The sequence below is a fragment of the Streptomyces chartreusis NRRL 3882 genome (assembly GCF_900236475.1).
GTDB lineage: Bacteria > Actinomycetota > Actinomycetes > Streptomycetales > Streptomycetaceae > Streptomyces > Streptomyces chartreusis_D.
On record NZ_LT963352.1, the window covers coordinates 7,483,764 to 7,496,227 of the forward strand.

12 protein-coding genes are annotated in these 12,464 nt (G+C 74.2%); 5 read left to right on the top strand and 7 right to left on the bottom strand.

The window, feature by feature from the left end; genetic code table 11:
- Positions 1-14: 14 nt before the first annotated feature.
- Complete coding sequence (locus SCNRRL3882_RS33970) at positions 15-1,682, bottom strand: membrane protein (protein ID WP_010046320.1); 1,668 nt, start codon at positions 1,680-1,682, stop codon at positions 15-17.
- Positions 1,683-1,732: 50 nt separating this feature from the next.
- Positions 1,733-1,927 (bottom strand): hypothetical protein, encoded by a 195-nt coding sequence (locus SCNRRL3882_RS33975; RefSeq protein WP_003988891.1) that lies wholly within the window; start codon positions 1,925-1,927, stop codon positions 1,733-1,735.
- A 299-nt stretch (positions 1,928-2,226) separates the two neighbouring features.
- Between SCNRRL3882_RS33975 and SCNRRL3882_RS33980 the strand changes: the two genes are divergently transcribed.
- From SCNRRL3882_RS33980 to SCNRRL3882_RS34005, 5 genes are all read left to right on the top strand, one after another.
- Positions 2,227-2,619, top strand: coding sequence for an ankyrin repeat domain-containing protein (locus tag SCNRRL3882_RS33980; RefSeq protein ID WP_010046318.1), 393 nt, complete (start codon positions 2,227-2,229; stop codon positions 2,617-2,619).
- Between the two features lie 300 nt (positions 2,620-2,919).
- Positions 2,920-4,338, top strand: a complete 1,419-nt coding sequence (locus tag SCNRRL3882_RS33990; RefSeq protein ID WP_010046317.1) for a hypothetical protein — start codon at positions 2,920-2,922, stop codon at positions 4,336-4,338.
- 233 nt (positions 4,339-4,571) lie between these two features.
- On the top strand, positions 4,572-5,699 hold the full coding sequence (locus SCNRRL3882_RS33995) for a glycosyltransferase family 4 protein (RefSeq protein WP_010046315.1): 1,128 nt from the start codon (positions 4,572-4,574) through the stop codon (positions 5,697-5,699).
- Positions 5,696-6,883 (top strand): glycosyltransferase, encoded by a 1,188-nt coding sequence (locus SCNRRL3882_RS34000; protein ID WP_010046313.1) that lies wholly within the window; start codon positions 5,696-5,698, stop codon positions 6,881-6,883. Before SCNRRL3882_RS33995 ends, SCNRRL3882_RS34000 begins: the two co-directional genes overlap by 4 nt.
- Positions 6,880-7,884 (top strand): SGNH/GDSL hydrolase family protein, encoded by a 1,005-nt coding sequence (locus SCNRRL3882_RS34005; RefSeq protein WP_040904137.1) that lies wholly within the window; start codon positions 6,880-6,882, stop codon positions 7,882-7,884. Before SCNRRL3882_RS34000 ends, SCNRRL3882_RS34005 begins: the two co-directional genes overlap by 4 nt.
- 33 nt (positions 7,885-7,917) lie before the next feature.
- Here SCNRRL3882_RS34005 and SCNRRL3882_RS34010 read toward each other — a convergent pair whose 3' ends face one another.
- Genes SCNRRL3882_RS34010 through SCNRRL3882_RS34030 form a run of 5 tightly spaced genes read right to left on the bottom strand, consistent with a single transcriptional unit; the run spans position 7,918 to position 12,315 of the window.
- Positions 7,918-8,787, bottom strand: coding sequence for a biotin-dependent carboxyltransferase family protein (locus SCNRRL3882_RS34010; RefSeq protein WP_010046308.1), 870 nt, complete (start codon positions 8,785-8,787; stop codon positions 7,918-7,920).
- Complete coding sequence (locus SCNRRL3882_RS34015) at positions 8,784-9,410, bottom strand: 5-oxoprolinase subunit B family protein (protein WP_010046305.1); 627 nt, start codon at positions 9,408-9,410, stop codon at positions 8,784-8,786. The genes SCNRRL3882_RS34010 and SCNRRL3882_RS34015 overlap by 4 nt, the downstream gene beginning before the upstream one ends.
- Positions 9,407-10,165, bottom strand: a complete 759-nt coding sequence (locus SCNRRL3882_RS34020; protein WP_010046303.1) for a LamB/YcsF family protein — start codon at positions 10,163-10,165, stop codon at positions 9,407-9,409. Before SCNRRL3882_RS34020 ends, SCNRRL3882_RS34015 begins: the two co-directional genes overlap by 4 nt.
- Positions 10,166-10,183: 18 nt before the next feature.
- Positions 10,184-11,017 carry a putative hydro-lyase gene (locus SCNRRL3882_RS34025; RefSeq protein WP_010046301.1) on the bottom strand — a complete coding sequence of 278 codons (834 nt, stop codon included), beginning with the start codon at positions 11,015-11,017 and terminating at the stop codon, positions 10,184-10,186.
- Complete coding sequence (locus SCNRRL3882_RS34030) at positions 11,014-12,315, bottom strand: MFS transporter (protein ID WP_010046300.1); 1,302 nt, start codon at positions 12,313-12,315, stop codon at positions 11,014-11,016. Before SCNRRL3882_RS34030 ends, SCNRRL3882_RS34025 begins: the two co-directional genes overlap by 4 nt.
- Positions 12,316-12,464: the final 149 nt, after the last annotated feature.

The window sequence follows — 12,464 nt, forward strand, 5'->3', positions numbered from 1 at the left end:
ACCGACCGCGCTCTTCAGGACGTCTTGGTGGCTTTCGTCAGCACCGGGACGGGCTTTCGTTCCGCCGGTTCCGTCAGTACCGGCACCGGCTCGGATTCCACCGGCTCCGGCTCGACCAGATCCGGTTCACCCTGCGCCGGATCCGGGTCGGGCACCGTCTCCCCGTCCGCCGGTGTCGTGCGGGGCGGCAGGAGGTCCAGTACCGCCTGGCGGTGGGCGTCGGACGTCGCGTCGTCGTAGGGGTTGGGTGTGGCCGGGACCTGGAGGCGGTGGACCGGGCCCGTGCCCAGGCGGGCGTAGCCGCGCCCGGGGGGGACCTGGTCGACGGGGGTGGTGTGCGGGGGCGCGCCCAGGACGGACCCGACCTGGTCGGCCGTCGCCGGGCCGAGGACCACGCGCGCGCGGGTATGCTGCCGCACGGCGTCGGTGAGGGTGTCGACGCTGTCGAGCTGGTCGGCCACGACCACCGTCACGTTCGCCGGGCGGCCGTGCCGCAGGGGGACGTGGAGAAGGGACTGCGGGTCCTTGCGGTCGTCGGCGGCGGCCAGGTGGGTGAACGCCGTCGGGCGGTCCAGGAGGATCCACAGGGGACGCTTGGTGTCGTCTGGCGGCGGGTGGCCCGCCTGATGGGCGCGGTTGGCGGCGATGAGGCGGCGCTCGGTCTCGAGCGCGGCCCACTCCAGGCTGGCCAGCGCCCCGGTGAGCCCGCACTCGACGGCCAGGACACCGTCCCGGCCGGTCAGGCATGCGTACTCGCCGGTGCCGCCGCCGTCGACGATCACCACGTCACCGTGCTGGAGGGCCTGGAGGGCGATGGACCGCAGCAGGGTCGAGGTGCCGCTGCCCGGCTGGCCCAGGGCGAGCAGATGGGGCTCGGTCGAGCGCAGGCCCGTGCGCCAGACGACCGGGGGCACGTCCCGTTGCTGCTCGCCGCAGGTGAGGGGGAGCGTGCGCCGGACCTCGGTGGGGTCGGTGAAGCCGAGGACCGTCTCGCCGGGCGCGGTGACGAAACGCTGGGCGGCGATGTCCACGGGCAGCGGCAGGAGCACGCTGACCGTCAACTGGTTGCCCTCCTCGTCCCACGTGAAGTGGTATTCGCGGCCACGGCCCGACTTGGCCGCGAGCACGTGCTCGATCCGGGCACGGGCCTCGGCCTCGCCGTCGGTGAAGTACGCCGGGTAGCGGACCACCAGGTGCGAGATCCGGCCGCCGCCGTCGAACGCGTAGGTGGGGAAGGCCTTGTCCCACGCACCGCCGTGGGCGTACAGCGGCTCGGGGTCCTCGGCGGAGGAGAAGTACGGCACGAGTGCCTCGTAGAGCGCCTTGAGGCGCTCGGTCTGCGACTCGTCGGGTCCGTCGGGAGCCGCCGGCGTGCGGTCCCGGCCCTGCCATGCCGCAGCCGCCATCAGTGTGACGGCGGCGAGCAGCGGTCCGTACGGCAGCAGCGCCACGACCAGGAGCACGGAGGCCACCAGGAACAGCAGCGCCCCCCGTCTCTCCTTGGGGGTGTCGGTCCATCTGCGCCGCCCGGCCGCTGCCAGCCGGCGCAGACCGCGCGTGATCGTGATCACCGGGTGGAGGACGTCCGTGGCAGTGTCGGCCGCCGTCCGGGCCAGCTCCCGGCTCCGGACGAGCTGCGCGCTGCCGTTGCTCAGAATGCGGGGGAGGGGGCGCCGGGCCACTGCTGCCTCCAGAGAGTGCCTACGGGCGGGATGCGTACGGGGCGGCGTCGTCAGAACTTGATTCCGCCGAGGAGGCTCGCCAGGCTCTCGCCGCCCGCCTTGATGCTCGGGGCGATGGCCGTGCTCGCCAGATAGAAGCCGAACAGCATCGTCACGACCGCATGCGACGCCTTCAGGCCGTCCTTGCGGAAGAAGATGAAGACGACGATGCCGAGCAGGACCACGCCTGAGATGGAGAGGATCATTTGAGGTCTCCTGGTTCGCGGGGACAGTCACCATGAGTACTTCCAGGCTCACAGGATGTATCCATACGATAAAAGGTGCAACTGGGTGAAATTCGTACTATTTCCCCTGGCTGGTGGAGCTGCCCCCGGATCGGTCGCGCGGGGCTGTTGCGTTCGGCGAGGTCTGTGGTGATCTTTACCTCGGGCACATCGGGTCATGTGCCGCGCGAGCCAGTACCCTGGCGATTCACTCGTACGGCTGCGCCGCTCGCAGGCGTACGCACCCGACGTGATGTGTGACGTGAGAGGCGGTCCGGCCGATGACCGAAGCCCCCGACCCCGAGGTCGTGGAGCTGGCGACCAAGATCTTCGATCTGGCCCGGCGGGGACAGACCGAGGCGCTCGTGGCGTACGTCGACGCGGGTGTTCCGGCCAACCTCACCAACGACCGCGGTGACTCGCTCGTGATGCTCGCCGCCTACCACGGCCACTCCGAGGCGGTACGCGCGCTGCTGGCCCGCGGAGCCGAGGCCGACCGGGTGAACGACCGAGGCCAGACCCCGCTCGCGGGAGCGGCCTTCAAGGGCGAGACGGACGTCATCAAGGCCCTCCTGGAGGGCGGCGCCGACCCGTCCGCCGGCACCCCCTCGGCGGTCGACACCGCCCGGATGTTCGGCCGGACGGAATTGCTCGAACTGTTCGGCGAGCACTGAGCGAGCCGGTCTGACCTGGAACGACAACGAAAACGGGGGAGGCGGGACGGGGCCGCCGAAATTTCGGTCGCGGCAGACGGAAGTGCCGAGTCATCATGACGGCGTGGTTCACGGACGTGATGGCTGGGCAGGTGTTGCCGCACCGCGCGGGCCGTGAAGCGGTCCGCAAGGGCCACCGACGAGAGGCAGAGGAAGATGGTCTACAGCAAGCAGGAAACGGCGGGCACTCCGACGTGTTGTCGCGCGGCCAGGTAGTACACGTCCCCGGTTGCGTCGACGCTTGATGTGAGGCTGTTTCCCATGTTCGATCCGGTCATAGCGCCCAGCGGTACGCTGCTCGGCCTGCTCCAGCGGGGCCGCGGCGACGGCACGCTGCACGCGCTCACCGCCCCGCGCCCCGAGGCGCTCGCGGCGCTGAACCACTGCGTGCTGCGCGATCCCCGCCACGACTGGCAGGTGGAGAACCGCTCCCTCTACTACGCCCGCCTCTTCCTCGACCTGAACGGCGAGCTGGACGCGGTCGAGGCCCACCTCTTCGACGCCGAGGACGTCCTCGACACCGACGAGTCGCGCACCGGGCTCGCCCTCGCCGTCCTCGGGCACCTCGCCTCCTACGGCAGGCGGGACGCGCTCGAACTGCTGCGCAGGTACGCCGCCCACGGCTCCAACTGGGCCTGGGCCCTCGACGAACTGGCCCTCAGGGACGACGACGCGGGCCTGCGCGCCCTCGCCGCGCCCGTCCTCGCACGGTTCCCGGCCGACCCGGAGGGCGACGCCGAGCTGGCCGCAGCCGTCCGCGACGCCTTCGAACCCCGGCCGTGGCGGCTGTGGGCCGAGGACCCCCGAGAATCCGTCGCCGCCCGCGTGCGTGCCGCCCACGAGACGGGCTGTTTCGACCGCTGGCAGCGGCAGATGCGGCCGGCCGGCCCCCGCCCCGGGTGGAGCGTGCAGGCCGTCTTCGAATGGGCCCAGCAAGGCCTCGAACGGGGTGCCGCACTCCATGTCCCGGCCGCCCGCTGCCTCACCGCCGTGGCGGGGCCCGAGGACCGGGCCGAGATCGTCCAGGCGGCGAAGGACGGCGGTGACGGAGCCCGTTGCACGGCCCTGCGCTACCTCGCCGACGGCAACGATCCCGACGCCCTCGGCCTCATCGAGGGCGCCGTGGCCACCGGCTCGACGGTCGTCGTGGACGCCGCCGTCGACGCCTTCGAACGCATGCGCTCCCTCGCCGCCGTGGACCAGGCGCGCGGCTGGGCCCGGCGGCCGGACGCGCTGGGCGCCGCCGCCGGGCGTGTCCTCGCCTGCCGGGGCGGGGCGCAGGACCGCGACCTGGTCCTCGCGGCGCTACGGGAAGCCGTACGGGGCGACGGCCCCGACGCACCGACCCTGTGGACCCTGGTCGACGGCGCCGGACGGCTCGGCATCGCCTGCGCGGCACCCGTCCTCCGCCACATCTACCGCGAGACCGCCTCCTCCCATCTGCGCGGCCGGGCCGCCCGGGCCCTCGCCGCCACCGACCCCTCCTTCGCCACCGGCTTCGCCGTCGAGTGCCTGTGGGACTGCGAGGAGACCACGCGCGAGATCGCCGCCCGGCACGCCGAGACCGGAGACGCCCGTGTCGTCGAGCGACTGCGCCGGCTCGCCGCCGACCCGGCCGAGGAGGCCGAGGTCCAGACGGCCGTGCGCAGCAGGATCGGTCCCGAGGAGACCGCTGTGTGACCCCCTCCGCGTGAGCGTGTGACTCCCTTTGTGCCGTGAGCGTGTGACTCCCTTTGTGCAAGGACGCCAGGGCGGAATCAGGCCGCCCGGGTGAACGAGGGGTGACTCGCGGGTCAGGAGCGCATGGACGCGGCCTGACCTGCGCGGGTGCGCCTCAGAACGCTCATAGGACGTTCCTCGTCCGGAAAGATCCACGTTGACGCGGCCACGTCCGGCACGGCGACAACACCGGTATGCGTGTCGTCATCGTGACCGAATCCTTTCCCCCCGACGTGAACGGCGTGGCCCACTGCGCGCTCCAGACCGCCCGGCACCTCGTCGATCGCGGTCACGTCCCCGTCGTCGTCGCCCCGGCCCCCGCGCCCGGGAACAAGCCCGACGCCAACGCGCCGTGCCCCGTCGTCCACGTCCCCTCCCTCCCGCTCCCCGGCTATCCCCAGGTCCGCGTCGCCCTCCCCAGCCGCCGCCTGGCCGCCACCCTCATCGAGCACCGTGCCGATGTCGTCCACCTCGCCAGCCCCTTCGTCCTCGGCGTGCGCGGCATGGCAGCCGCCGCCCGCCTCGGCATCCCCGCCGTCGCCGTCTACCAGACCGACCTGGCCGGATACGCCCGTACCTACATGGGTGCCGGAGAAGCCGCCGCGTGGCGACGGATCCGCTCCGTGCACGGCGCCGCCGATCTCACCCTCGCCCCGTCCAGCGCGGCCCTGCGCGATCTGGAGACGCACGGTGTGCCACGGGTCGAACTGTGGCCGCGCGGCGTCGACACCGAACGTTTCCGGCCCGACCGCCGCGACGAGGCCCTGCGTCGCGAACTCGCCCCGAACGGTGAGCTGATCGTCGGCTACGTCGGCCGGCTCGCACCCGAGAAGCAGGTCGAACTCCTCGCCGGTGCCTGCGGTCTGGAGGGCGTCCGGGTCGTGGTCGTCGGCGACGGCCCGAGCCGGCCCGGCCTGGAGCAGGCGCTGCCGGGCGCGGCCTTCCTCGGCCGCCGTACCGGTGACGACCTGGCGCGGGTCTTCGCCTCGCTGGACGCCTTCGTCCACACGGGTCCCTTCGAGACGTTCTGCCAGACGGTGCAGGAGGCCATGGCCAGCGGCCTGCCCGTCGTCGCGCCCGCCGCGGGCGGGCCGCTGGACCTGGTCGCCCAGGGGCGCACCGGCCTGCTGGTGCCGCCGCACGACGCGACCGCCGTACGGGACGCGGTGCGGGCCCTGGCCGCCGACGCCGGGCTGCGGGCCGCCTTCGGCGCCGCGGGGCGCGCCACCGTGGAGGGCCGCACCTGGGCGGCCGTCGGGGACCAGCTGATCGGGCACTACGCGAACGTGCTCGCCGGGCGCAGGACGGCGGTGGCGGCATGAGCGACTCGCGTTCGGGTGACAGCAGCCGCCAGTCGCTGCGGATCATCCGGCTCGCCAACTTCGTCGCGCCCGCGTCCGGCGGTCTGCGCACCGCCCTGCGCGAACTCGGCAAGGGCTTCAAGGCGGCGGGGCACGAGCCCGTCCTCGTGGTCCCCGGCGAGCGGATGACCGACCGGGAGACCGACCAGGGGCGGGTGATCACCCTCCCCGGGCCGCTGCTGCCCGGCACCGGCGGCTACCGCGTGCTCGCCGACAGGCGGCGGGTGGCCCGGCTCCTGGAGGAGCTCGCGCCGGACCGGCTGGAGGTGTCCGACCGCACGACCCTCAGGTGGACCGGCAAGTGGGCGCGACGCGCCCGGGTCCCGGCCGTGATGGTCTCCCACGAGACCGCCGACGGCGTGCTGCGCACCTGGGGTCTGCCCGAGGGGGCCGCCCGGCGTGCCGCGGACGCCCTCAACGTCCGTACGGCACACACGTACGCGCGCGTGGTGTGCACCACCGAGTTCGCCGAGCGGGAGTTCGTGCGGATCGGGGCGCGCAATGTCGTCCGTGCCCCGCTGGGCGTCGACCTGGTGCAGCGGCACCCCGCGCTGCGCGACCCGGAGCTGCGGGCGCGGCACGCGCGCGGGGACGAGACGCTGCTGGTGATGTGCTCGCGGCTGTCCGTGGAGAAGCGGCCCGGCACGGCGCTGGACGCACTGGAGGCGCTGCGGCGGCGGGGACGCCGGGCGGTGCTGGTGGTGGCCGGGGACGGGCCGTTGCGCGCCCGGCTCGAACAGCGGGCGCGGGAGAGCGGCCTGCCGGTCACCTTCCTCGGGCACGTCTCCGACCGCGGGCTGCTCGGCGCGCTCCAGGCGTCCGCCGACGTGGCCCTTGCGCCGGGGCCCGCCGAGACGTTCGGGCTCGCCGCGCTGGAGGCCATGGCGTGCGGCACGCCCGTGGTGGCGAGCGCGTCGTCCGCGCTGCCGGAGGTGATCGGCTCCGCCGGGGCCGTCGCGGCGGACCACGGGGAGGCCTTCGCGGACGCCGTGGACCTGCTGCTGGAACGGCTGGAGGCAGACCGGCGAGAGGGGGCACGCGCGCGTGCGGAGTGCTTCGGCTGGGATGCGGCGGTCGACGCCTTCCTGGCCGCGCACGACGCCGCTGTCCCGGTGCGTCCGTACGTGCCCGGGGGCGTGGCATGAGACGCCCGTGGACGGAGGGAGCCCCGAGGTTCGTGGCCCTCGGCGACTCGCTGACCGAGGGGGTGGGTGATCCCGTCGGCGACGGGGCGTGGCGCGGCTGGGCCGCGCTGCTCGCCGCCGGGCTCACCGAGGGATCCGCGGGGCCCGGCGAGGGGCCCGCCGGGCGCGGGGGGCTCGCCGACGGACCCGACGGGCTCGCCGACCGACCCGACGGGCCCAGCGAGGGATCCGCCGGGCCGGGCGAGGGACCCGCCGGGCTTCCCCAGGGCCACGCCCGGTTCACCAACCTCGCGGTGAGCGGGGCGCAGACGCGTGACGTGCTGGAGCGGCAGCTGCCCGCCGGGCTGGCCCTGCGGCCCGACCTCGTGTCCGTCGTCATCGGCGTCAACGACACCCTGCGCTGCACCTTCGACATCCAGGCCGTGGCGGCCCGGCTCGACCAGGTGTACGGGGCCTTCACCGAGCAGGGTGCGGTGCTGCTCACCGCCTGCCTGCCCGACCCGGGCACGATGCTGGGGCTGCCGGGGGCACTCGCCCACCCGCTGGCGCGGCGGCAGCGCGCCGTGAACACGGTCGTCCACGCCCTGTCCGACCGGTACGGAGCTGTGCACCTGCACGCGTGCGAGGGCGACTGGATCACGGACCGCGCCCTGTGGAGCGCGGACCGGCTGCACCCCGGAGAGCGCGGGCACCGGCAGCTGGCCCTGCGCTTCCACGCGCTGCTCGAGGAACACGGCCTCGCGACGGGGCCCGCGCCCTCGCCCGAGCCGGAGTTCCCCGTCCCGACCAGGTCGGCGAGCCTGTGGTGGCTGGCCACGGCGGGCACCGGCTGGGTGGCCCGCCGGTGCACCGACCTGCTGCCGCAGCTCCTGACACTCGCCGCCGACGAGCTCCGGCACCGCGCCCGGGGCACGAGCGCCCGACTCGACCTACGGGCCTCCGCGGCCGTGTCCGCCGCGCTGGCCGCCCTGTCGGTGGCGGAGCAGCCGGACGCGGCCTGACAGGCCGGCGGCGACCGACGCGGTCCGGCCGGTTCAGCGGCGCCGTACGGCCACGAAGCGGACCGGCGTGCCCGGCACCGCCTGGGCGGCGGCCGGGAGGTCGGCGGCGCGGACCACCCCGATCACCGGGTAGCCGCCGGTGGTCGGGTGGTCGGCGAGGAACACCACCGGCCTGCCGTCGGGCGGCACCTGGACGGCGCCCAGCACCATGCCCTCGCTGGGGAGCTCCCCGGGCCGGGCCCGCTCCAGGGCGGCCCCCTCCGTGCGCAGCCCGATGCGGTTGCTCGCCGGGGACACCCGGTAGGGACGCGAGACGAAGGTGCGTAGGGCCTCCGGCGTGAACCAGCCGTCGCGCGGTCCGAGTGTCACCCGCAGGACCAGCTCGGCCGGTGGCGCCGGCTGCGGGGCGACGTCCACGCGCGCGTGCACGCCTGTCGGCCGGCCCAGAGGCAGCACCGTGCCGTCCGTGAGAGGGGGCGGGCCCAGCCCCGACAGCAGGTCGGTCGAGCGGCTGCCGAGCACCGGCTCGACGGCGATGCCCCCGCAGACGCCCACGTAGCTGCGCAGGCCCGACATCGCAGGTCCGACGTCCAGCAGAGCCCCGGCGGGCACGCGCACCGGCGCGCCCCAGGCGACGGGACGTCCGTCCACCGTGACCCGGCAGGGCGCGCCCGCCACGGCCATGGTGACGGTGGAACGGGGGCGTACGGCACAGCCGTTGACGGTCGTCTCCAGCACGGCTGCCTCGGGCGGGTTGCCCGTCAGCCGGTTGACGAGGTCCGCCGCCGGACGGTCCAGCGCCCCGGAGCGGGGCACACCGAGGTGGGCGTGCCCGGGGCGCCCCAGGTCCTGCACGGTGGTCAGGGCCCCGGCCCGTACGACGGCGAGCGCGCGGTCGGTCACGGGTGCCCCACCGGCTCGACGGGGACGAACCGCACACGCGTGCCCGGCGACAGCAGGGCGGCCGGCACGCGAGCGTGGTCCCACAGGACGGCGTCCGTCGTGCCGATCAGCTGCCAGCCGCCCGGCGACGAGCGCGGGTACACGCCCGTGTACGGGCCCGCCAGCGCCACCGAACCGGCCGGGACGGCCGTGCGCGGGGTGGCCCGGCGCGGGACGTCGTAGCGCGGCGGCAGGCCGGTGAGGTAGCCGAAGCCGGGGGCGAAGCCGCAGAAGGCGACCCGGAACTCCGTCCGCGCGTGGATCCGGGCGGCCTCCCGTGCGGGCACGCCCCAGTGCGCGGCGACGTCGGCCAGGTCCGGGCCGTCGTAGCGCACCGGGATCTCGACCACGGCACGCGCCCGTGGCGGAGCGGGCGGCAACTCGGCGGCGGTCAGTTCGGCGGCCACCCGGGAGGGGGCGTCGAGGCCGTCGAGGAGGACCGTACGGGCCGCGGGCACGATCTCGCAGGCCGACAGCGAGCCCTCCGCGCGGCGGCGCAGCAGCTCGGCGTGCAGGGCCTGGGCCTCGTCGCCCGAGCAGACCTCGACGAGCAGGGCGTCCTCGCCGACGGGCAGGACCTTCATGCGAAGGCCTCCACCCGGACGCCCGACGCCTCCAGTCGCTGCCGTACCCGGCGTGCCAGCTCCACCGCGCCGGGGGTGTCGCCGTGCAGGCACAGGGAACGCGCACGTACCTCGATCCGCGTCCCGGAGTGGGAGACGACCTCGCCGGAGCGGGCCAGGCCGAGCGACCGTTCCACGACGGTGTCGGGGTCGGTGACCACGGCGCCCTCCAGGGTGCGCGGCACGAGCGTGCCCGCGTCGGTGTACGCCCGGTCCGCGAACGCCTCCGTGACGACCGGCAGTCCGGCCTTCCCGGCCTGTTCCAGCAGGCGCGAGCCGGGCAGGCCCAGCACCGGCAGCGAGGCGTCCGCGAGGAGCACGCCGTCGACGACCGCGCCGGCCTGCTCCTCGTCGTGCACGACCCGGTTGTAGAGCGCGCCGTGCGGTTTCACGTAGGCCACGCGGGCGCCCGCCGCGCGGGCGAAGACCTCCAGGGCGCCGATCTGGTAGGCCACTTCGGCCGCCAGCTCGGCGGGCGGCACGTCCATCGCGCGCCGCCCGAACCCGGCCAGGTCCCGGTAGGACACCTGGGCGCCGATCCGGACGCCGCGCTCGGCCGCCAGTTCGCACACCCGGCGCATGGTGGCCGCGTCCCCGGCGTGGAAGCCGCACGCCACGTTGGCGCTGGTGACGACCGACAGCAGCCGTTCGTCGTCGGTGAGCCGCCAGCGGCCGAAGCCCTCGCCGAGGTCGGCGTTCAGGTCGATGGAGATCATGGCGAGTCGGGTCTCCTGTCAGGCCACGGGGTAGTGCTCGTCGCGGGCGTCGGTGAGGAACATCTGCCCGGGGGCGTGCGTGAGGGCGAACGGCGGGCGCGAGGCCATCACGGCCGCCTGCGGGGTCACTCCGCAGGCCCAGAACACCGGGATGTCGTCCGGCTCGGCGTCCACCGGGTCGCCGAAGTCGGGGCGGCCGAGGTCGTCGATGCCGAGGCCCGAGGGATCGCCGCAGTGTACGGGGCTGCCGTGCACCGCCGGCAGCAGGCTGCTCTCCCGGATCGCCGCCGCCAGATGCGGGGGCGGCACCGGCCGCATGGACACCACCAGCGGTCCGTGCAGCCGCCCCGCCGGACGGCACTGCCGGCTGGTGACGTACATCGGGACGTTGCGGCCCTGCTCGACGTGGCGGATCGGAACGCCCGCCTCGCTCAGCGCCCACTCGAAGGTGAAGCTGCACCCGATCAGGAACGACACCAGGTCGTCCCGCCAGTACGCGCGCACGTCCGTCGGCTCGTCCACCAGCTCGCCGTCCCGCCAGACCCGGTAGCGCGGCAGGTCGGTGCGCAGGTCCGCGCCCTCCGCGAGCACGGTGGTCCGGGATCCCGCGTCGGTGACGTCGAGGACCGGGCAGGGCTTGGGGTTGCGCTGGCAGAACAGCAGCACGTCGTAGGCCCAGTCGGCGGGCACCGAGATCAGGTTGACCTGGGTGTGGCCCGCCGCGACCCCGGCCGTGGGGCCCGTCAGACCCTCCCGGAAGCGGGCGCGGGCCGTTTCCGGGCTCCACGCGCGCGCGTGCTCGTCGACGAGGACGACGGGACGGTCCCCGGTGTCGGTGCCCGTGCGGTTCATGTGAGCTCCTTCCCGCGCGTCTCCGGCAGCCCGAGCAGCGCCAGCGCCGCGATGCCGTAGCCGATCGCGCCGAAGACCAGCGCGCCGCCCACACCCCAGCTGTCGGCCAGGAACCCGACCGTCGTCGGGAAGACGGCACCCACCGCGCGCCCGGTGTTGTACGTGAAGCCCTGCCCCGTGCCGCGCACCGCCGTCGGGTACAGCTCGCTCAGGTAGGAGCCGAAGCCGCTGAAGATCGCCGACATGCAGAACCCGAGCGGGAAACCGAGCACCAGGAGCAGGGTGTTGGCGCCGCTCGGGATGTTCGCGTACGCCAGGATGCAGATCGCCGACAGCAGGGCGAACAGCCAGATGTTGCGCCGCCGGCCCAGCTTGTCCGTGAGGTAACCGCCCGTCAGGTAGCCGATGAAGGCGCCCGAAATCAGGAACGTCAGATAACCGCCCGTGCCGACGACCGACAGGTCGCGCTCGGACTTGAGGTAGGTCGGCACCCAGGTGGCCAGCGTGTAGTAGCCGCCCTGGACGCCCGTCGAGAGCAGCCCCGCGAAGATCGTCGTCCGCAGCAGGCCGGGCTTGAAGATCGCCGTGAAGGAGCCCTTCTCCGCACTCTGTTCCCGAGCGGCGGCGGCCTCGGGCGCATCGTGCACACTGCGCCGCACCCAGATGACGAGCAGCGCGGGCAGTGCCCCGGTCCAGAACATGATGCGCCAGGCAAGGTCGTCGCCGGCCAGCGAGAAGACCAAGGTGTAGACGATCGCCGCGAGGCCCCAGCCCACGGCCCAGGAGCTCTGGATGGCGCCGAGCGTGCGGCCCCGGTGCTTGGCGCTCGCGTATTCGGCGACGAGGATCGCGCCGACCGCCCACTCGCCGCCGAAACCGAGGCCCTGGAGGGCGCGGAAGACCAGCAGTGTCTCGTAGTTGGGCGCGAAGCCGCAGGCGACGGTGAAGACCGCGTACGTGATCACCGTGAGCATCAGCGCCTTCACCCGGCCGATGCGGTCCGCGAGGACGCCCGCGAGGGCGCCGCCGAGCGCGGAGACCACCAGGGTGACCGTCGTGAAGAGGCCGGTCTGTCCGCTGTTCAGGCCGAAGTAGGCGGACAGCGCGACCATGCTCAGCGGCAGGGTGAAGTAGTCGTACGAGTCCAGGGCATAGCCGCCGAAGGCACCGGCGAACGCGCGCCGGCCGCGCGGGCCCAGGGCGCGCAGCCAGCCGAACGCCCCGTCGTCCGAGGTCGGTTCAGTGGTCGCGGGGCGTGTGTCGTCGGTCAGGGCCTGTCGTGGAGGGGGCGTGCTCATGGGCACCTCGCAGAGGGGGACGGAGGGTGCTTCGGGCTGAGCCGTGGGGTGCTCCGAGGGTGAGCTCGGGCGCATCGGGAGCGAGCCGTGCACAGCACCGTAGAGGATTGTTCAACGATCCCTCAATACCCATGTTGGTTCGTTCTTGT

Bases quoted from the DNA above. Each gene is read 5' to 3' on its own strand.
- SCNRRL3882_RS34020 (WP_010046303.1), bottom strand. From the start codon at position 10,165: ATGATCTCCATCGACCTGAACGCCGACCTCGGCGAGGGCTTCGGCCGC.
- SCNRRL3882_RS33975 (WP_003988891.1), bottom strand. From the start codon at position 1,927: ATGATCCTCTCCATCTCAGGCGTGGTCCTGCTCGGCATCGTCGTCTTC.
- SCNRRL3882_RS34030 (WP_010046300.1), bottom strand. From the start codon at position 12,315: ATGAGCACGCCCCCTCCACGACAGGCCCTGACCGACGACACACGCCCC.
- SCNRRL3882_RS34005 (WP_040904137.1), top strand. From the start codon at position 6,880: ATGAGACGCCCGTGGACGGAGGGAGCCCCGAGGTTCGTGGCCCTCGGC.
- SCNRRL3882_RS33990 (WP_010046317.1), top strand. From the start codon at position 2,920: ATGTTCGATCCGGTCATAGCGCCCAGCGGTACGCTGCTCGGCCTGCTC.
- SCNRRL3882_RS34025 (WP_010046301.1), bottom strand. From the start codon at position 11,017: ATGAACCGCACGGGCACCGACACCGGGGACCGTCCCGTCGTCCTCGTC.
- SCNRRL3882_RS34015 (WP_010046305.1), bottom strand. From the start codon at position 9,410: ATGAAGGTCCTGCCCGTCGGCGAGGACGCCCTGCTCGTCGAGGTCTGC.
- SCNRRL3882_RS33980 (WP_010046318.1), top strand. From the start codon at position 2,227: ATGACCGAAGCCCCCGACCCCGAGGTCGTGGAGCTGGCGACCAAGATC.
- SCNRRL3882_RS33995 (WP_010046315.1), top strand. From the start codon at position 4,572: ATGCGTGTCGTCATCGTGACCGAATCCTTTCCCCCCGACGTGAACGGC.
- SCNRRL3882_RS34000 (WP_010046313.1), top strand. From the start codon at position 5,696: ATGAGCGACTCGCGTTCGGGTGACAGCAGCCGCCAGTCGCTGCGGATC.